The sequence below is a fragment of the Arthrobacter sp. Leaf141 genome, assembly GCF_001424565.1.
Classification (GTDB): Bacteria; Actinomycetota; Actinomycetes; order Actinomycetales; family Micrococcaceae; genus Arthrobacter.
This window is the reverse complement of the sequence record NZ_LMOL01000005.1, coordinates 743,144-762,316: the sequence shown is the minus strand read 5'-3', so window position 1 is coordinate 762,316 and position 19,173 is coordinate 743,144. Positions and strand designations below refer to the sequence as shown.

19 protein-coding genes, 1 other RNA gene and 1 riboswitch are annotated in these 19,173 nt (G+C 66.5%); of the genes, 15 read left to right on the top strand and 5 right to left on the bottom strand.

What is annotated here, in order from left to right; translation table 11 throughout:
* Positions 1 to 229 precede the first annotated feature (229 nt).
* The 5 genes from ASF72_RS06030 to ASF72_RS21255 all read left to right on the top strand — a co-directional run bounded on the left by ASF72_RS06030 (position 230) and on the right by ASF72_RS21255 (position 6,514).
* Positions 230 to 4,045, top strand: a complete 3,816-nt coding sequence (locus ASF72_RS06030) for a multifunctional oxoglutarate decarboxylase/oxoglutarate dehydrogenase thiamine pyrophosphate-binding subunit/dihydrolipoyllysine-residue succinyltransferase subunit (protein ID WP_056597225.1) — start codon at positions 230 to 232, stop codon at positions 4,043 to 4,045.
* Positions 4,046 to 4,187: 142 nt separating this feature from the next.
* Positions 4,188 to 4,787, top strand: a complete 600-nt coding sequence (locus ASF72_RS06025) for a GDSL-type esterase/lipase family protein (protein ID WP_157370901.1) — start codon at positions 4,188 to 4,190, stop codon at positions 4,785 to 4,787.
* A gap of 87 nt (positions 4,788 to 4,874) precedes the next feature.
* The gene (locus ASF72_RS06020) at positions 4,875 to 5,702 is read left to right on the top strand and encodes a DUF4097 family beta strand repeat-containing protein (protein ID WP_056597224.1); all 828 of its coding nucleotides are present in this window, start codon (positions 4,875 to 4,877) and stop codon (positions 5,700 to 5,702) included.
* On the top strand, positions 5,702 to 6,328 hold the full coding sequence (locus ASF72_RS06015; protein ID WP_050685652.1) for a PadR family transcriptional regulator: 627 nt from the start codon (positions 5,702 to 5,704) through the stop codon (positions 6,326 to 6,328). Before ASF72_RS06020 ends, ASF72_RS06015 begins: the two co-directional genes overlap by 1 nt.
* Before the next feature lie 111 nt (positions 6,329 to 6,439).
* The gene (locus ASF72_RS21255; RefSeq protein ID WP_369299106.1) at positions 6,440 to 6,514 is read left to right on the top strand and encodes a 50S ribosomal protein bL37; all 75 of its coding nucleotides are present in this window, start codon (positions 6,440 to 6,442) and stop codon (positions 6,512 to 6,514) included.
* 123 nt (positions 6,515 to 6,637) lie between these two features.
* On the opposite strand, the gene rsrA is transcribed toward ASF72_RS21255, so the two are convergent.
* Both rsrA and ASF72_RS06005 read right to left on the bottom strand, forming a co-directional pair.
* Positions 6,638 to 6,898, bottom strand: coding sequence for a mycothiol system anti-sigma-R factor (gene rsrA / locus ASF72_RS06010; protein WP_050685651.1), 261 nt, complete (start codon positions 6,896 to 6,898; stop codon positions 6,638 to 6,640).
* A complete protein-coding gene (locus ASF72_RS06005) occupies positions 6,895 to 7,656 on the bottom strand; it encodes a sigma-70 family RNA polymerase sigma factor (RefSeq protein ID WP_082178296.1) in 762 nt (253 codons plus the stop codon). The genes rsrA and ASF72_RS06005 overlap by 4 nt, the downstream gene beginning before the upstream one ends.
* Positions 7,657 to 7,926: 270 nt before the next feature.
* Here ASF72_RS06005 and ASF72_RS06000 point away from each other — a divergent pair, with 270 nt between their 5' ends.
* From ASF72_RS06000 to ASF72_RS05955, 10 genes are all read left to right on the top strand, one after another.
* The gene (locus ASF72_RS06000) at positions 7,927 to 8,475 is read left to right on the top strand and encodes a DoxX family protein (RefSeq protein WP_050685649.1); all 549 of its coding nucleotides are present in this window, start codon (positions 7,927 to 7,929) and stop codon (positions 8,473 to 8,475) included.
* 7 nt (positions 8,476 to 8,482) lie between these two features.
* Positions 8,483 to 9,871, top strand: coding sequence for a 3-phosphoshikimate 1-carboxyvinyltransferase (gene aroA / locus ASF72_RS05995; protein WP_056597222.1), 1,389 nt, complete (start codon positions 8,483 to 8,485; stop codon positions 9,869 to 9,871).
* Entirely contained in the window at positions 9,855 to 10,970 is a 1,116-nt protein-coding gene (gene rsgA / locus ASF72_RS05990; protein ID WP_056597220.1) for a ribosome small subunit-dependent GTPase A, read from the top strand. Before aroA ends, rsgA begins: the two co-directional genes overlap by 17 nt.
* Positions 10,971 to 11,015: 45 nt before the next feature.
* Positions 11,016 to 11,828, top strand: a complete 813-nt coding sequence (gene hisN / locus ASF72_RS05985; protein WP_050685646.1) for a histidinol-phosphatase — start codon at positions 11,016 to 11,018, stop codon at positions 11,826 to 11,828.
* 161 nt (positions 11,829 to 11,989) lie between these two features.
* Positions 11,990 to 12,104, top strand: a riboswitch (SAM riboswitch).
* Between the two features lie 35 nt (positions 12,105 to 12,139).
* Entirely contained in the window at positions 12,140 to 13,561 is a 1,422-nt protein-coding gene (locus tag ASF72_RS05980) for an aminotransferase class V-fold PLP-dependent enzyme (RefSeq protein WP_056597218.1), read from the top strand.
* Between the two features lie 69 nt (positions 13,562 to 13,630).
* Positions 13,631 to 14,389, top strand: coding sequence for a class I SAM-dependent methyltransferase (locus tag ASF72_RS05975; protein ID WP_056597216.1), 759 nt, complete (start codon positions 13,631 to 13,633; stop codon positions 14,387 to 14,389).
* Between the two features lie 48 nt (positions 14,390 to 14,437).
* Positions 14,438 to 15,151 (top strand): metal-dependent transcriptional regulator, encoded by a 714-nt coding sequence (locus ASF72_RS05970; protein WP_050685666.1) that lies wholly within the window; start codon positions 14,438 to 14,440, stop codon positions 15,149 to 15,151.
* Positions 15,152 to 15,199: 48 nt separating this feature from the next.
* Positions 15,200 to 15,619, top strand: a complete 420-nt coding sequence (locus tag ASF72_RS05965; protein WP_050685643.1) for a fluoride efflux transporter FluC — start codon at positions 15,200 to 15,202, stop codon at positions 15,617 to 15,619.
* Positions 15,616 to 16,008: a fluoride efflux transporter FluC gene (locus ASF72_RS05960; protein ID WP_056597214.1), complete on the top strand. Its 393-nt coding sequence runs from the start codon at positions 15,616 to 15,618 to the stop codon at positions 16,006 to 16,008. The genes ASF72_RS05965 and ASF72_RS05960 overlap by 4 nt, the downstream gene beginning before the upstream one ends.
* A 63-nt stretch (positions 16,009 to 16,071) precedes the next feature.
* Complete coding sequence (locus ASF72_RS05955) at positions 16,072 to 16,440, top strand: hypothetical protein (protein WP_050685665.1); 369 nt, start codon at positions 16,072 to 16,074, stop codon at positions 16,438 to 16,440.
* 292 nt (positions 16,441 to 16,732) lie between these two features.
* On the opposite strand, the gene ssrA is transcribed toward ASF72_RS05955, so the two are convergent.
* The 3 genes from ssrA to ASF72_RS05945 form a co-directional block, all read right to left on the bottom strand.
* Positions 16,733 to 17,102: a transfer-messenger RNA gene (gene ssrA, locus ASF72_RS19970) on the bottom strand.
* Between the two features lie 73 nt (positions 17,103 to 17,175).
* Complete coding sequence (gene smpB / locus ASF72_RS05950) at positions 17,176 to 17,649, bottom strand: SsrA-binding protein SmpB (protein ID WP_050685641.1); 474 nt, start codon at positions 17,647 to 17,649, stop codon at positions 17,176 to 17,178.
* Between the two features lie 76 nt (positions 17,650 to 17,725).
* Positions 17,726 to 19,153 (bottom strand): M23 family metallopeptidase, encoded by a 1,428-nt coding sequence (locus ASF72_RS05945; RefSeq protein WP_050685640.1) that lies wholly within the window; start codon positions 19,151 to 19,153, stop codon positions 17,726 to 17,728.
* Positions 19,154 to 19,173 lie beyond the last annotated feature (20 nt).

The following is a 19,173-nucleotide window of genomic DNA, read 5'->3' as shown; positions in this document are numbered from 1 at the left end:
CGGGCGGACGCCGCCACTCCTGCGGCCGGCGCAACACCGGCGCGGCCCGCCATATTCCCGTACACCGGCGTCACGTCATGATTTGGGTCACCCTTATTGGCAGTTAACACAGGATGCTCACTAGACTTGCAGAGGTCTGGGTTCAGAGGACGCAGAGGCCGGCTCAACCGCAGTGCTTAAGCACCGTTGGCCGGAGGGAAATCAAACTCATGGAAGAGGCGTATTTCAAGTGCCAGAGCAGCCTAGCCACCGTCTACCAGAGGAATTTGGCGGAAATGAGTGGCTCGTTGACGAACTGTACGAGCAGTACCAAGAGGACAAGAACGCGGTGGACTCCAAGTGGTGGCCGCTGTTTGAATCTTTCGGCTCCGGCAGCGGTTCTTCTTCCAATGGACATTCGGGCCACGTCGAAGCCAACCCCGCAACCCGGGAACTTCCGGTGGTGAAGGCCGCTGCCCCGCCGGCACCGGCAGCACCGCCTGCGGCCGCTCCGGCCAAACCCGCCGCAGCGCCGGCCGCGGCTGCGCCGGCTTCTGCCGCAGCTCCCGTGAAGAAGGCCCCGGCAACAGAAGCCCGCGATGGCGGCAAGAAGACCGGTGCGGGCAATGGCGCCCAGCCCATCCCGGCGCAGCTGCCCAAGAACGTCAAGGCGCCCACAGCACCGGAAGAGGACGTTGTCTCCGTCCTCCGCGGCCCGGCCAAGGCCATCGCCACCAACATGGTCACCAGCCTTGAGGTTCCCACGGCCACCAGCGTGCGCGCCATCCCCGCCAAGCTGCTGATAGATAACCGCGTGGTGATCAACTCCAACCTGGCCCGCGCACGCGGCGGCAAGGTTTCCTTCACGCACCTGATCGGCTATGCCGTGATCCGGGCCCTGGCCCAGTTCCCGTCGATGAACGTCTTTTATGACGAGGTGGACGGAAAGCCCTCCGCGGTCCAGCCTGCCCACGTGAATTTCGGCATTGCGATCGACATGCCCAAGCCCGACGGCACCCGCCTGCTGATGGTCCCGAACATCAAAAAGGCCGAAACCCTCAACTTCGCCGAGTTCTGGCACACCTACGAGGACCTCATCAAGCGGGCCCGGGCCGGCAAGCTCACCGCTGACGACCACCAGGGCACCACCGTTTCGCTGACCAACCCCGGCGGTATCGGCACGGTCCACTCCGTACCCAGGCTCTCCAAGGGCCAGGCCGCCATCATCGGCGTCGGCGCCCTTGACTACCCGGCCGAGTTCCAGGGTGCCAGCGAAAAGATCATCGCGCACAACGCCATCAGCAAGGTCCTCACGCTGACGTCCACGTACGACCACCGGGTCATCCAGGGCGCGGGGAGCGGCGAGTTCCTCAAGCTGGTGCACCAGCTCCTGCTCGGCGCGCAGGGCTTCTACGACGAGATCTTCGAATCCCTGCGGATTCCGTACGAGCCCGTGCGCTGGAGCCCGGACCTGCAGGTGGACCCCGCCGACCAAATCAACAAGGTCGCCCGGATCCAGCAGCTGATCCACTCCTACCGCGTCCGCGGACACCTGATGGCGGACACCGATCCGCTGGAATACGTCCAGCGCAAGCACCCGGACCTTGATGTCCTGACCTACGGCCTCACCCTGTGGGACCTGGACCGCGAATGGCCCACGGGTGGCTTCGGCGGCAAGCCGATGCTCGCCTTCCGCGACATCCTCGGCGTACTCCGCGACGCCTACTGCCGCACCACCGGCATCGAGTACATGCACATCCAGGACCCGGACGAGCGCAAGTGGTTCCAGGACCAGCTGGAGCATCCGTACTCCAAGCCCAGCCGTGAAGAGCAGCTCCGGATCGTCTCGAAGCTCAACGCTGCCGAGGCCTTCGAGACGTTCCTGCAGACCAAGTTCGTGGGCCAGAAGCGCTTCTCCCTTGAGGGTGGCGAATCCCTGATTCCGCTGCTGGACGCCATCATGTCCGACGCAGCCGACGACGGCCTGGACGAGGTTGCGATCGGTATGGCCCACCGTGGCCGGCTCAACGTGCTCACCAACATTGCCGGCAAGACCTATGCCCAGGTCTTCCGCGAATTCGAAGGTACCCAGGATCCGCGCTCCGTGCAGGGCTCCGGTGACGTGAAGTACCACCTGGGCACCGAAGGGACCTTCACGTCGGACAACGGCAAGGAGACCAAGGTCTACCTGGCTGCCAACCCGTCCCACCTAGAAGCTGTGGACTCGGTCCTCGAAGGCATCGTCCGCGCCAAGCAGGACCGCCTGGACCAGGGCGAATCCTTCCCCGTGCTGCCCATCATGGTGCACGGTGACGCAGCCTTCGCCGGCCAGGGCGTGGTGGCGGAGACGCTTAACCTCTCCCAGCTCCGTGGCTACCGCACCGGCGGCACCATCCACGTGGTGGTCAACAACCAGGTTGGTTTCACCACCGCGCCGTCCTCTTCCCGTTCCTCCACGTACTCCACCGACGTTGCCAAGATGATCCAGGCGCCGGTGTTCCACGTGAACGGCGACGATCCCGAAGCAGTGGTCCGCATCGGCCAGCTCGCCTACGAGTTCCGCCAGCGGTTCCACAAGGACGTTGTCATCGACATGGTCTGCTACCGCAGGCGCGGCCACAACGAGGGCGACGACCCCTCGATGACCCAGCCGCTGATGTACAACCTGATCGAAGCCAAGCGCTCCGTCCGCAAGCTGTACACAGAGTCGCTGATTGGCCGCGGTGACATCACCGAGGAAGAAGCCGAGCAGCTCCTCCGCGATTACCAGGAACGGCTGGAGCGGGTCTTCGCCGAAACGCACGCAGCCCAGACCTCGCCGATCCCGATCATCACGGCCGACTCCGCAGCAGTCTCGGACATCGAGCGCCCGCACGCCCAGCAGTCCGATTTCGGTATCAACTCCCCGGCCTCCACCGCAATCTCCAAGGAGACCCTGGCGCGGATCGGCACGGCACACGTTGAAATCCCCGAAGGCTTCACCGTGCACGCCAAGCTCAAGCAGCTCCTGGAGAAGCGCGAGCAGATGTCCCGTGAAGGCGGCATCGACTGGGGCTTCGGCGAGATCGCGGCCTTCGGTTCGCTGATCATGGAGGGCGTGCCCGTCCGGCTGGCCGGCCAGGACTCGCGGCGCGGGACGTTCGTCCAGCGCCACGCGGTGTTCCACGACCGCGCCAACGGCAAGGAATGGCTGCCCCTGGGCAACCTGTCCGATGACCAGGCCAAGCTGTGGATCTACGATTCCCTGCTGTCCGAATACGCCGCCATGGGCTTCGAGTACGGCTACTCGGTGGAACGCCCGGATGCACTGGTGCTGTGGGAAGCCCAGTTCGGCGACTTCGTCAACGGCGCCCAGACCATCATTGATGAGTTCATCTCCTCTGCCGAGCAGAAGTGGGGCCAGCGTTCCTCGCTGGTGCTGATGCTCCCGCACGGCTACGAGGGCCAGGGCCCTGACCACTCCTCCGCACGGATCGAACGGTTCCTGCAGATGTGTGCCGAGCAGAACATGATCGTGGCCAACCCCACCACGGCGGCCTCCCACTTCCACCTGCTGCGCCGCCAGGCGTACAGCCGGCCACGGAAGCCGCTGATCATCTTCACGCCCAAGCAGCTCCTGCGCCTCAAGGCTGCAGCATCTTCGGTGGAGGACTTCACCACCGGCACCTTCCTGCCCGTGATCCCGGACCATGAGCAGCTGCCGGCGGACGCCGTCGAACGCGTCCTGCTGGTATCCGGCCGCCTGTACTACGATCTCCTGTCCACCCGGCAGAAGACCGGCGACAAGACCACCGCAATCGTCCGCGTGGAGCAGCTGTACCCGCTGCCGCACGAGGAGATCGCCACGGAACTTGCCAAGTACCCGAACGCCGAAGCCGTATGGGCCCAGGATGAGCCGGCCAACCAGGGACCGTGGCCGTTCATTGGCCTGAACCTGCCCGACGCACTGGACCGCAAGGTCCGGCTTGTGTCACGGCCGGCATCTGCCTCCACGGCAGCCGGTTCCATGAAACGCCACGCTGCGGAGCAGGATCTGCTGCTTAAGCAGGCTTTTTCACAGAAATAACCGCTAAGGCTGCCCGGCCGGACGTCGAAATACCGACTCCGGCCGGGCAGTTCTGTTTAATGGATGGACAGCGCCGCTTCGATCCACCGCATCAGTGGCTGCGACGGGGACAGCGGGCCGGCACCGAAGTAAAGAGGAACGTGTGGAAGACAGGAAGCTGCGTATCGCAGCCGTAGGAGACGAACTGCTGGCAGGGTTGGGTGACCCGCGGGCACTTGGCTGGCTGGGCCGCGTCCTGGCACGGACTCCCCAGGACGGGATTCTGCTGGAGAGCTACTCACTTCCCTGCCCCCAGGAGGGGACGGAAGCGCTGGCAGCCCGCTGGCTCGACGAGGCCGGCCGGCGTTTCAGCCCGCAGGCCGAGAACCGGCTGGTCATCGGACTGTCCGGGCGGGATATTGAGTTCGGCCTGTCCACCGCGCGCAGCCGGCTGAACCTTGCCAACATCCTGGACTCTGCCTCGCAGAACCGGGTCGAGGTGTTTGTGGTGGGACCGCCACCCACCCTTGACCCGGTCCATAACCGGCGGCTGGATGAGCTGAACACCGCCTTCGCCGATGTTTCCACCCGGCGCAAGCACCTTTACGTCGATACGTTTTCACCCCTGCTGAACCACGAGCAGTGGCGCCAGGACCTCGCCGCCAACGGGGGAACCCCCGGCCAGGCCGGTTATGGCCTGATGGCCTGGCTGGTACTGCACCGCGGCTGGTTCCAGTGGCTCAAGCTGGACGCCCCCGAGTAACCACCGCCGGTCGCGATATATCTTGACGGTCCGGTTACCGGCCGGTACGTTGAAGCCAGTACACGATATATCGCCTCTGGAGGATCAATGACCGATCAGAACTGGACCGTGACAAGCCCGCAGGCCATCGATATCGATGGTGTGTCCGCCCTGAAGCTGGGCATGATCCAGGGCAGGTTCGAGGTGCGGGTCGGGGACCAGCCGGGGGTGTTGGTTGACATCAGTGACGTCCACGGGGATCCCGTGGACGTCGCTGTATCCGGTGGTCGGTTGGAAATCAGGCACCAGCTGCACGGGCCACAAGGGTGGTTCAAGAACCTGATGGAAACGGTGAACCACACCAGCGCCAACTCCGCCACCATCCGCCTCACCGTTCCGGCCGGAACGGAGGTGGAAGTGGGGACTGTCCGCGGTGACGGGCTGGTCAGCGGTGTCACCGGACCCACCCGGCTCAATACTGTGTCGGGTTCGGTGGCAGCGGAAAACACCGCCGGGGAGCTGCACGTCAACACCGTCAGCGGGACCGTCACCGTGAGCGGGCACCACGGCATCCTCACTGCCAGGAGCGTCTCCGGGGAGGTCCACGCCGCCGGGGATTTCACCAACGTCCGGGCCACCACGGTCAGCGGCGACCTCACGTTCGAACTCCTCGGCAACACCCATGATTTCGGCTCCAATTCGGTGTCCGGAAACCTGACAGTGCTGTTACCCCACGACGTGGGCGCCGACATCGTGGCCAAAACAGCCAGCGGTACGGTGGTGATTGATGACCAGCACTACGCGCAGGTCAGCGGCACCGTGGAGACCATTTCCGGCCCGGACCGGCAGCTGATGCTGGTTCGCACCAACTCGATGTCCGGCCGGACGTCCATCCTCCACCGGGCTGCTCCGGAGGGCGCCGGAACCGGGCTCTGATGCCGCCGGTTTTTGCCCACGGTGCCCTGCGCCTGTACCTGCTGGCCCTCCTCGAGGCGGGCCCCAAGCACGGCTATGACCTGATGCTGGCCCTACGGGACCGGTTCGGCGGAACATATTCGCCCAGCGCGGGAACCATCTATCCACGCCTGGGGAAACTGCAGGAGGAGGGCCTGGTGGCCACCGAGGCAGTTGGTCGCCGCACCAACTACCGGATCACCGACGCCGGGATGGCGGAACTGAACAGGCGCCGTGAGGAGCTGGCGGGCGTGGAGACTGGCATCGCCGCGTCCGTCCGGCGGCTGGCCGGCACCCTGGGCAGTGACGTCCGGGGCAACATGCTGGGGATCAGCGCGGATCTTGCTGCGGCGGCAACAGCGGCCCTCGCAGGCCGCCCCGGCAGGGACAACGCTGCCGCCGGCCCGGATGCCCAGAGCGAGGCGATCCTCCGGGGAGCCGGTGGGCTGCTGCAGGCCTTCCAGGAGGGCGTCCTTGCTGATCTCCGCCGCCAGGCGGCCGCTGCGCCGCTGGACCCGGCAACCCTCGACGCCTTGGCCGCCGGATTGCGGCAGGCCCGTGCCGCAGTCCCCCCGCAGCCTGGCGCCGCAACGCCGGCCAAGCCCTGAATCCGCTGCGGGCTCGCAGGTCACGCGCCGGTCACCGGTTCGCGGGCCATCGGATCATGTGGGAGACTTGAGGGCAGCTCTTTTGAGTACCAACATGTAAGGAGGCCAGCTATGAGCAAGCGTGCACGCAAGCGTCGTGACCGTAAGCGTGGCGGCGCGAACCACGGTAAGCGCCCCAACACCTAGGCACACGCCAGGTATCACGGTTCAAGCGAAGGACCCCGGAAGCCACTCGGCTGCCGGGGTCCTTTGCTGTGGCGTGCGGTATGGCCGCGCCACCGGGGGCAGACCCCCTGATGTCAGGTTTGGCTACGCGTCCACGGGCCGGATCGAATGGATCCGGTCCAGGATGGCGTTCTTCAGGTTCTCCGGGGCGGCCTCGGTGCACGAGCGCTTAACCATGTTGCGGATGACGCATTCAAGGTCGTACTGCTCTGTGCATTCCGGGCAGTCATCAAGGTGGTTCTTGATCTCCGAAATGTCCTCACGGGTCAGTGCCCCGTCAAGGTACTCATAGATCCGCTGCATCCGCGTATCGTCGCAATCGCCCAATCCCTGGCAGTCGCTCATTTCCCGCTCTCCTGTTTGCTTTCCGCCGCGTCCCTGGAGGCCACGGCTGTTTTGAATCCGCGCTCGGCAGCGTATCCGCCCAGCATGTCCCGCAACATTTTCCGGCCGCGGTGGAGCCGGGACATCACGGTGCCGATGGGCGTGTTCATGATGTCTGAAATTTCCTTGTACGCGAACCCTTCGACATCCGCGAAGTAGACCGCAAGGCGGAATTCCTCGGGAATCTCCTGGAGCGCGCGTTTAACGTCCGAATCCGGCAGGTGGTCCAGCGCTTCCGCCTCGGCGGAGCGGAGCCCGCTGGAGGTGTGCGACTCCGCGCGCGCCAGCTGCCAGTCCTCGATGGTGTCCGAATTGGACTGCAGGGGTTCGCGCTGCCGCTTGCGGTAGAGGTTGATGTAGGTGTTCGTCAGGATCCGGTACAGCCAGGCCTTGAGGTTGGTGCCGGGCCGGTACTGATGGAACGCGGAGAAGGCTTTGGTGTACGCCTCCTGCACCAGGTCCTCGGCATCCGACGGGTTCCGGGCCATCCGCATGGCGGCGGAATACAGCTGGTCGACATACTGCATCGCGTCGCGCTCAAACCGGGCGCGGCGCTGGTCGGTGGTCTCCGTGGACACGTCCACGTCCCCGCCGGCCTGCTCGGCTGAAGCGCCGGGCGCCTGTGCGGGCACGGACTCAGGCTGCGCTGCGGCGCCGGCCTTTACTTCGCCTTGCGAAGCCTCATACATGGCCGAAACGGCCGGATCCAGGGTGTTCATTGCGTTCAAGTCTACTGTCAGGCGTTGCGCCCGCGGCGATCCGAACCCCGGAGCCTCCGACGCCAGTGCGCCAAGGGCCACCGGGCCCGCCTTTCCAATTCCATCCAACACCCGCGCCAAGGCCCAACTCCGCTCTGCGTCCGGCGGTCCGGCCTTTCCGGACCCGCTCTCAACAACCCCCGGCCGCGGGCAAATATTCCCCAAAAGTGCAAGACTGGATCTGCACCTTGCGCCGCTGACGGAGCGGTCCGTCCACCCAGGAGGAAATCCATGTCCTTTTTCCGCACGCTCGCACGGCCCATGTTGGCTTCCAGTTTTGTTGTTGCTGGAGTGGACAAGCTTAAGAACGCCGACGATACCGCCCAGCAGCTCTCACCGCTGCTCCGCAAGGCCGCCGCGTCGCTGCCCTTCAAGGCGGATGAGCGCACCCTGGCCCGCGTGATCGGCGGAACGCAGGTGGGTGCCGGTGTGCTGTTCGGACTGGGTAAGTTCTCGCGCGTCTCGGCCACCCTGCTGACGGTCATTTCCCTGCTCAACACGTTTGTGGAGTGGCGCAGCGCTGACATCAGCAGCAAGGAAGGCCGGCAGGACCGCCGCAACCAGCTGTTGAAAAACCTTTCCCTGAGCGGCGGGGCGCTGCTGGCATCCGTGGACACCGCAGGCAAGCCGGGCCTGGCCTGGCGCGCCGAACACCTGGCAGCCGACGCACGCAAGGGCGCATCGCACCTCGCCACCGACGCACGCAGGAGCACCAACCGGAAGCTGCGCACCGCTGACAAAGCAGTCCGCCGCGCCGTGGACCACGCAACGGGAGCCTAAACCGACAATGACCGCCGCTGCCACCACCCTGGACTCCGCCGGGACACCCGTTCCGCTTTGGCCCGCCCCCTTCGCCACGCATCCTGTCGATGCCACCGTCACGGTCCCCGGCTCCAAGTCCCTGACCAACAGGTACCTGGTCCTGGCGGCCCTGGCCGACGGGCCGTCGCGGCTCCGGGCGCCCCTGCACTCCAGGGATTCGGCGCTGATGATCGGGGCCCTGCGTAGCCTGGGAGCCACCATCACGGAGGTCCCGGGTGAGGGCAGCTTTGGCCCCGACCTTGAGGTCGTCCCGCTGCGGCAGGACGCGCCGCCTGCCCCGGCAACCATCGACTGCGGCCTCGCCGGAACCGTGATGCGGTTTGTTCCGCCCCTCGCGGCATTGCGGCAGGGGACCAGCGTTTTCGACGGCGATCCGCACGCCCGGCAGCGTCCCATGGGCACCATCATCGAGGCGCTGAAGGCGCTCGGTGTTGTGGTCACGGCGGACGACGGCGGCACCCCCTCTTCGCTGCCCTTCGCCGTTGAGGGCACGGGCGAAGTCCGCGGCGGCCACCTGGTGATCGACGCCAGCGCCTCATCGCAGTTCGTCTCCGCCCTGCTCCTGGTGGGGGCCCGGTTCACCGAAGGCCTCCACCTGGAACACGTGGGCAAGCCGGTACCCAGCCTTGACCACATCTCCATGACCGTGGCTGTCCTGCGTGAGGCAGGAGTCTCGGTGGACGATTCCGTGCCCAACCACTGGGTGGTGGCGCCGGGTCCCATCCGGGCCTTCGACCAGCGGATCGAGCAGGACCTGTCCAACGCCGGGCCCTTCCTGGCCGCAGCCCTGGCATCCGGGGGAACGGTCCGGATTCCCGGCTGGCCCGCCAACACGCAGCAGGTGGGTGATCTCTGGCGCAGCATCCTGGCCGACATGGGCGCCAGCGTCTCGCTGACGGACGGGGTCCTCACCGTCACCGCAGGCTCCGGCATCAAGGGCGGAAACTTCGCCGACACCAGCGAACTGGCCCCCACTGTTGCCGCCCTGTGCGCCTTGGCAGACACCCCGTCCAGGCTCACCGGCATCGGGCACCTGCGCGGCCACGAAACTGACCGGCTCGCGGCGCTCGTGGCGGAAATCAACCGCCTGGGCGGCGACGCCGAGGAAACCAGCGACGGCCTGGTGATCCGCCCCGCTGCGCTGCACGCCGGCGTCGTCCATTCCTATGCTGACCACCGGATGGCCACCGCAGGTGCCATCCTGGGCCTGGCCGTCGCCGGCGTCGAGGTGGAGGACATCGCCACCACCGCCAAAACCATGCCCGACTTCCCGGACCTGTGGACCGCGATGCTGGCGCAGGGCTCTCCTGCCGGAACCGGCACGGAAGGTACAGGCGTTGGCGCGCAGCACTGACTCTTGGGACGAATCGGATGTCCGCATCCGGCCCAGCAAAAAAGGTTCCAGGCCCCGCACCAAGGACCGGCCCAGCCACGACGACGCCGTCACTGGCCGGATCATCACCGTTGACCGCGGCCGCTACACGGCGGTGGTGGGTGAGGACACCGCTACGGAACGGGTGGTGATCGCCGCCCGCGCCCGGGAACTGCGCCGCAACCCCGTGGTGGCCGGCGACTTTGTCTCGCTGGTGGGCGACGTTTCCGGCGAACCGGACACGCTGGCGCGCCTGGTGAAAATCCAGGACCGGCGCACGCTGCTGCGCCGCAGCGCGGACGACACAGATCCCGTGGAACGGGCTGTGGTGGCCAACGCCGACCAACTGGTGATCGTGGTGGCAGCAGCCAACCCGGAACCGCGCACCGGTTTCATCGACCGTGCCCTGGCGGCGGCTTACGACGCCGGGATCGAACCGATCCTGCTGATCACCAAGGCAGACGTCAAGGATCCCGCTGAGCTGCTGTCCAATTACGCGCACCTGGACTTCCCGGTCATCATCAGCCGCACCGCGGACAATAAGGCATCGGGCATCGACGCCAGGTCAGACGATGGCCTGTCCGCCCGGCTGGACAGCGAGGCCGTAGCGGAGCTGCGGACCTTCCTGCACGGGAACGTCACTGTGATGCTGGGGCACTCCGGCGTGGGCAAATCCACCATGGTCAACGCGCTGACCGGAGCCGAGCGGGCCACCGGCGGCGTCAACGCCGTCACCGGCCGCGGCCGGCACACATCCTCCTCCGCCCTGGCCCTGCGGCTGGCAGATGCGCCGGCCGGCAGTTGGATCATCGACACCCCTGGCATCCGGTCCTTTGGCCTGGCACTGGTGGACCCGGACCGCATCCTGCGTTCCTTCCCGGACCTATCCCCCGGCACCGATGCCTGCGAACGCGGCTGCAAGCACACGGCAGCGGCCGTGAACTGCGGGCTGGACGCCTGGGTGGCCGCCGGCCAGGCAGGTCCCACCGGCGCGGCCCGGCTCTCTTCCCTGCGGCGGCTCCTCGGGGCGGATCCGCGCCTGGAAGCCCAGGAGACCAAGGAACTCGGCAGCGTCAACTGACGTGGGCCTCCCAGCACAACCGCCGCCAGACGGTAGTTTGGAACCATGATCCAATCCGCTTCCAGCTACAACGATGACCTGCGCCTGGCCCACGTCCTGGCCGATTCCGTGGACGACCAGACCATGAGCCGTTTCAAGGCCCTGGACCTCCATGTGGAGACCAAGCCGGACCTGACGCCTGTCACCGACGCGGACAAGGCAGCCGAGGAATCCATCCGCGGCCAGCTTTCCCGGTCCCGCCCCCGCGACGCCGTCCTGGGTGAGGAGTTCGGCAGCAGCGGCCACGGCTCACGCCGCTGGATCATCGACCCCATTGACGGGACCAAGAATTTCGTCCGGGGTGTCCCGGTATGGGCAACCCTGATCGCGCTCGTTGACGAAGGCGAACCGGTGGTGGGTGTGGTCAGCGCACCTGCGCTGGGCAAACGCTGGTGGGCGGCGAAAGACATGGGCGCCTACATGGGCCGTTCGCTCGCCTCGGCCACCAGGCTGCGCGTCTCCAACGTCGCCACCCTCTCCGATGCGTCATTGTCCTACTCCAGCCTCACCGGGTGGAAGGAACGCGGCAACTTCGACGAGTTCCTGGGGCTCACCGAGGACGTATGGCGGACCCGCGCCTACGGCGACTTCTGGTCCTACTGCATGGTCGCCGAGGGGTCGGTGGACATTGCCTGCGAACCCGAACTGAATCTCTACGACATGGCCGCCCTGGTCCCCATCGTGGTGGAAGCCGGCGGCCGGTTTACCTCCCTGGAGGGCCAGGACGGCCCGTTCGGCGGAAACGCCCTGGCCACAAACTCCATCCTGCATTCCGAGGTGCTGCGGCGCCTGAACCCGGGGCTGGACGACCTCCTCTAGGACTGCCTGGACCGAAGAATATACGGCGGACGCCTCCGGATGGGGGCGTCCGCCGTCGTGTTCTTCGACAAAAGCCCCGGCGTACGGGCGCGGCGTAACAAATCCCTTAACATTCGGGCTGGCTTCAAACCACCCCGCACCATGTCCTACGCTCTTAAGCAGGTCACGAGTGCCAGCGCTAAACCCCGGTTTGCTGGCCGGCAACCCTCCATTCGCGGTGGGGTGCCCCGGGTGACGACCAGGCCGGTCCGGACATGGATACGGCAAGCGCGGATTCCCTGCAGGGAGTCCTGTCAACGTGAGGATTCCCCATGACAACTGCCACTGTCTCCCCCGCAGCTTCGCTGGCGCCCGCCGCACCTTCGGTTTTGGCCGGCCACTCCATCGCCGCCAGGCCCCTCGCCGCCGTAACCGGCGCCGAGATCCAGGCGCCGCTGATCGCCGGTGGCCATGTCCGCTACGCGAACCTGGACTATGGCGCCTCCGCGCCGGCGCTGTCCCTGGTCTCCGCCTACCTGAACGAGATCCTGCCCTACTACGCCAGCGTGCACCGTGGCGCCGGCTACGCCTCGCAGATCAGCACCTCCGTGTACGAGAACGCGCGGAACATCGTGCGGGACTTTGTGGGCGGCCGCCCGGACGACTCGGTGATCTTCACGCGCAACACCACCGACTCGCTGAACCTCCTGGCAGGGTGCCTGCCCAACACGGACGGCCGGCCCACCGGCGACGTCCTGTACCTGGACATCGAGCACCACGCCAACCTGCTGCCGTGGCAGGGCGTCCCGCACCGGAGCATCGTGGCCGCGGACACCCTGGCCGGCACCATCGACGCTGTCCGCGGCGAACTGGAGCAGGGCGCGGTCAGCCTCCTGGCCGTTACCGGCGCCTCCAACGTCACCGGTGAAATCCTGCCCATCCGCGCCCTCGCCACGCTGGCCCACCAGTACGGCGCCCGGATTGTGGTGGACGCCGCGCAGCTGGCACCCCACCGGCGGGTGGACATCACCGCCGACGGCGTTGACTACCTCGCGTTCTCCGGCCACAAGCTCTACGCCCCGTTCGGTTCCGGCGTCCTGGTGGGGCGCCCGGACTGGCTCGACGCCGGAAAACCGCACCTCGCCGGCGGCGGTGCCGTCAAGGAAGCACGGCTCGACGGCGTCAGCTGGGCCACGGGCCCGGCCCGGCACGAGGGCGGCTCGCCCAACGTCCTCGGCGCCGCCACCCTGGCACGTGCCACGCAGGTCATCGCCGCCCTGGACCCGCAGGAATGGCACGCCCACGAACAGTCCATCCGGTCCTACCTGGTGGCGGGGCTGCAGCAGATCGAGGGCGTGAGTGTCCACCAGATCTTCAAGGACACCAACGCTGAGACGGACACCATCGGTGTGGTTAACTTTTCCGTGGCCGGCTACGACGCCGGTCTGGTGGCGGCCTACCTGTCCGCAGAGCACGGCGTGGGCCTCCGGGACGGGCGTTTCTGCGCCCACCCCCTGCTCAAGCGGCTGGGCCTTCCGTCCGGTTCGCTGCGGGCCAGCTTTGGTGTGGGCTCCCGCCTTGAGGACGCCGAACGGCTCCTTGCCGGCATCTCTGCCCTCCGGACCCAGGGCCTTGGCTGGGATTACGTGGTGGACGCAGGCCGCTGGGTGCCCGCCAACGATTCCCGGACCTACCCGCACTGGGCCCCCAACACGCCGGGCACCGCCGGCGCGGCCCCCTGCCTGGACGACTGAACCGCCGGGCCGCCCCGGCGGGGTCCATGCGGTAAATTCAGGAGAGACATCTACTGAAGGAGGCCGCGCGTGGTCCGGGGTGGCCCCAAGCTGGAACACAACCGGCGCCAGGAGCTGGGCCAAAGCTTCCAGGACGGCGGCGAGCATTACCAGCAGGTCCGGCCGGGCTACCCGGCGGCAGCCGCGGACTGGCTGGTGCCCGCAACGGCCGGTGAGGTTTTGGACGTCGGCGCCGGCACCGGCAAATTCACCGCACTGCTCCTGGCCAAAGGACTGGCCGTCACCGCAGTGGACCCGTCCGCGGACATGCTGGAACAGCTGGCTGAGCACTATCCACGTGCCACGGCTGTCCTGGGCACCGCAGAGGCCACCGGCCTGCCGGCGGCGGCGTTCGACGTCGTCACCGTGGCCCAGGCCTGGCACTGGTGCGACGCAGCTGCGGCCAGCACGGAGCTCGCCCGGGTCCTTCGCCCGGGCGGCACGCTGGGGCTGGTCTGGAACCAGCTGGACACCTCCGTTCCCTGGGTCCACCGGCTGTCCCGGATCATGCACGCGGGCGACGTCTACAAGCCTGGCCACCGGCCCGCCGTCGGGCCTGAATTCCAAGGCCTTGAGGGGTACGTGACCCGGTGGCAGGACCCTGTAACCACCACGGGCCTGATGGAGCTCACCAAAACGCGCAGCTACTATCTCAGGGCCTCCGAACCCACCCGCGCCAAGGTGCTGGCCAACCTGGACTGGTACCTGCATGAGCATCTTGGCCACCGGGACGGCGAAATCATCGACCTGCCCTACCTGACCCTGGCATGGCGGGCCACGGCGGCGTGAATCTCGTTGCCGGCCAGCGGCGGTGCAGTACCCGGTAAGCTTGATGCTGTGAAGACCAGCGCGCCCTCCTCCTCGATCGAGGACTACGTCAAGGTCATCTACTCGTTTACCGAGTGGCAGGACAAACCCATCACCTCCTCGCAGCTGGCCCAGCGCCTGGGTGTGGCCAACTCCTCCGTCTCGGAGATGGTCCGCAAGCTCAAGGACCAGGGCCTCGTTGACCACAAGCCCTACAGCGCCATTACCTTGACGGGCCCGGGCCTGCGCCTGGCCCTGGCCATGGTCCGCCGCCACCGGCTGATTGAGACGTACCTGGTCCAGCAGCTGGACTACAGCTGGGACGAGGTCCACGACGAAGCCGAACTGCTGGAGCACGCCGTCTCGGACACCTTCATCGAACGCGTCGCCGCCCAACTGGGCGATCCCCGCCGCGATCCGCACGGCGACCCCATTCCCACGGCGTCCGGTGAGGTGCTGATGCCTGCCGCCCACCTGCTTTCCGGGCTGGATGAGGGCCACACCGGCAGAATCACCCGGATCAGTGACGATAACCCTGAATTGTTGCGGTACCTGGCCGCCGAGCGGATCGACCTGGACGCCGAAGTGGAGGTGGTGGGCCGCCGGCCGTTCGGCGGTGCCCTGGTGGTCCGGATCGGTGGCGTTGGGAACAGCCGTGAGTTTGACCTCGCTGACGAAATCACCTCGGCGCTCTGGGTGCACAGCGAGCAAACGCACCAAGGTTGCCTCCTGGTGGGCAGCTGACGTGACGCACGGACCGCGCCAGGGGCTGTTGCGCGGCACCGCCCCCGCATGAGCCGCCCCGGTATGCCTGCGGCGCCGGCATGGCTGGCGGTGGCTGTGGGCGGATTGGTGGGCAGCGAGCTGCGGTACGGCCTCGGCCTCGCCTTCCCTGATGTTCCGGACGGTGTCCCCTGGGCCACGCTCGGAATCAACGTGTGCGGCAGCTTCCTCCTGGCTGCCTTGACCACTTTCTGGCTGAACCGCCCGCATACTCCCTTCTGGCTGCGGGCAGGGCTGGGACCGGGCCTGCTGGGCTCTTTCACCACCTTCTCCGCTGTAATTTTCGCCGTGGACCGGCTGGCGCAGTCCGGCGCGCATGTGGTGTGGGCGGCGTACCTGGCCCTTTCCCTGGTGCTGGGCCTGGCCGCCGCGGGTGCAGGCTGGCAGCTCGGCAAAGTGGCGTCCCCGACCCGGAACGAGCAGCCATGACCGCCGCGCTGTTGGTGGGCTTGTTCGGGGTAGCCGGGGCCCTCCTCCGGTTCGCGGCAGACAGCTGGTTCGCCCAGCAGGCGGCCCGCCAGGCGGAAGCGGGTAATGGCGCGCGGCACTGGCCCTGGGCAACCCTGCTGGTCAACGTGGTGGGCTGTTTTGTGATCGGAGCCGCCGCGGGGGTGACCGGCGGACTGGGACTGGCCGGTGAGTGGCAGACCGCCCTGGCCACCGGCCTGGCCGGCGGCCTGACCACGTTCAGCTCGTGGACCACCGCTACGGTGCGCCTGATCAGCGAAGCCCGTTACGGGGCTGCCGCGGTGAACGTGACGGCCAACCTGGCCCTGGGCGTTGCGGCTGCCGCTGCCGGCATGGCCGTTTCCGGCTAGCCGGACGCCCGGCAATCCCACCAGACCGGACTGATTTGGTGGGCTCCCGTAAAGTTGTACCTGATGATCAGCAGACGTGACGCGGCAATTGCCCTCGAAATACCCCTGGAAATGGCACAGCGCCATGGCCTGCCCAAATGGATGAGCGAAGCGGAGCTGGGGGCGATCCTGGACGCCCCTCCCCCGTGGCTGGTGCAGTCCCGCGCAAACCGCACCGGCAAGCGTCCGGTCTGGGTGCACCTGGAGTGCACTGTCTGCGGCTATGAGGAAGCGGCCCGGCCGAAAAAATGGTGGCCGGACTTCAGTTTTGTGGCCTGCGAACACCATACCAAGCAGGAGGTCCCGGAGCGGCCCGCGGGCTTCGTCAGGACCGAATTCGACGGCGTCGGAACACGCTTTGTTGGTGTGGTGGACGTCCAGGCACCGGCCTGACCCAGGGCATTTCCTTCCGCGGCAAACAGGCGTATTTTACGAGGAGGGGCACGTGGTGTCCCGATTCGCCGAGGGAGCCCGCCATGCCTGACAAGTCACCACACCGGCACATAACCAAAAAGCCGGTTAAAACCATTAAACAAAAGCGCGCCGAGAAGAAAACCAGGACTCCCCTGGACGGTGCGCCGGACCCCGTGGCGCACCTTAAGAAGCGCTGAGGGTCAGCCTGGTTAACGCAGTACGGCCCGGACAAGAGTCCGGGCCGTACTGCGTTGCCTCGCGGCACAGCAAAATGTGGAGATGGGGGGAATTGAACCCCCGTCCGATGTCGTGTTGTCAGGGCTTCTCCGGGCGCAGTTTGCGTCGGACTTTCTCGGCCCCGGCCATGCTGCAAACAGCTGGCCGATCCGGGCCCAGTCATCAAAGTGTCCCGTTTACCCCGATGACGGGGGCAAACAGCAGTGGCTATCTAAATGACGCCAGCATCCGGGGCAATAGCAACCTCGGGCTGACGGACTGGTCTTACTGCTTAGGCAGCAAGAGCAAAGTCATCGCGTTTTGAATTGGCGATTATTGTTTTGCAGACAGCGTTTACGAGATAATTCTGCATCCTCGGCCCGCTTCACCTGTCGCGACTAACATCGTCGAAACCGATCATCCCCGTATTTTGTTATCAAACCGGTGGGCAAGCCCACCGGACTACCTATACTAACGCATGATCCGCCGGTTTCATTCCTAGCGGCGGCGGTTGCGCTCCCGCATCTCCCGCTGGGCCTCACGGGTGTCCTGCTGCTCGCGGAGCGTCTGGCGCTTGTCGTACTCGCGCTTGCCGCGGGCCACCCCGATCTCCACTTTGGCCCGGCCGTCCACAAAGTAGAGCTGGAGCGGGACGATTGTGTAGCCGGTTTCCCTGATCTTGTGCGAGATCTTGGTCAGTTCTTCGCGGTGCAGCAGCAGCTTCCGGCGGCGGCGGGCAGCGTGGTTGGTCCAGCTGCCCTGGTTGTACTCCGGGATGTGGATGGCTTCCATCCACAGCTCGTCGTTGTAGAAGGTGCAGAATCCGTCCACCATTGAGGCGTGGCCCTCGCGCAGAGATTTCACTTCTGTCCCCATCAGCGCGATGCCGGCCTCGTAGGTATCCAGCACGTGGTAATCATGCCGGGCCTTGCGGTTGGTGGCCACCACTTTACGGCCACTTTCTTTGGGCACGGGAAAGCTCCTCAATATCAGTCTCGGTTGTTGCCCCGGCCAGCCGGCGCGGGATCATACAAGTCTACGGCAGGGCCTAAAGCAGCCGCATCGGATCCATCGCCTGGCCGTTCACCCAGGTTTCGAAGTGCGCGTGGCAGCCGGTGGAATTGCCGGTACTGCCGGAATAAGCGATCAGCTGGCCCTGCGAGACGCGCTGGCCGTTCGAGACCACGATGCTGGAGTTGTGGTAGTAAATGGTGTTCAGCGTGTTGCCCTGCATCAGGCCGTGGGAGATCTTGACCCGCCAGCCACCGCCGTCGGCCGAGTTCCAACCTGAGCTGAAGACTTCGCCGGCCGCAGCCGCGTACACCGGCGTGCCGCAGGGGGCACCGAAGTCGATGCCGGTGTGCATGTAGCCACCGGTGCCGTAGAAATCGATGCTGCCGGGCGGGGTGCTGCGGTAGCCGAAGCCGGAGGTGATGGGGACGCTGGACGCGAAGGGGTGGCGCAGGCCAAAGGCCGACGGCGACCCAACAGGCGGCACAAACGTTTCCACCGGCGGGGCGGGGCGGTTCGCTGCCGCTGCGGCGGCGGCTGCGGCGGCAGCGGCTGCCTCGGCGATCCGGCGCTGCTCGGCTTCCCACGCTTCACGCAGTTTGCGGTCGCGTTCCTCGATTTCAGCGGCCACTGCGTTCTGGCTGGCCTGGACGCTGGCCAGCTGGGACTGGATGCCGGGCTTGGCGGCCTGAAGTTCGGCGTCGAGGCGGGTGGTGTCTGCGATCAGCTGATCCACCTGGGCCTTTTTGGCTGCGGCCTCGTCCCGGAAGGCCTTTTCGCGTTCGAGGGCCGCATCGGCCTTGGCCTTGAGTTCCTTGATCTCCGCTTCCACGGCCTGCAGCCGGGCCTGGGAGTTGACGTTGGTGGCGTTCTGCTGGGTGAGCTTATCCATGGCGGCGTTCTGGCTGCGCATTGCCTGGTCCGCGAGGTCCATGGTTTCCGTCAGGCTGCTGCCGGTGTTGGAACCGAAGAAGAGCGACAGGTTGGACGGCACGCCGCCCGACTTGTAGGCCTGGGTGGCGATCTGGCCGATCAGCTTTTTCGTGTCGGTGATCTTCTGCTTGTCCGACTCCATCTGCTGCGTGATCTTGGCCTTGTTCTGCTGGGCCATGTCCACGCGGGCGGAGAGCGCCTCCACTTCCTTGACGGCACCTGCCACGCGGCCCTGCGCTTCAAGGAGTGCCTGCTGGGCGCCGGGCAACTGGCCCTGGTACAGCACCAGATCGCCGGCGGCCTTGGCGATGCGCGAATCAACGAACTCCAGGGACTGCTGGACGCGTGCAGCTTCGGCCTGCAGCGCTGCCTGCTGGTCCTCGAGCTCGTCGGCCATGGCGGCAGGCCCGGAGGACGCCAGCCCGGCGGCGAGCACGACGGCGAGGAGGCCACTGATGAGGCCGGACCGGCGTGCGGCCTGGCGGCTCCGGGTGGACCGGCGGCCGTGGGGAGGTTGAGCCATGACGTTCATAAGCATTCCTTGGTTGGTTT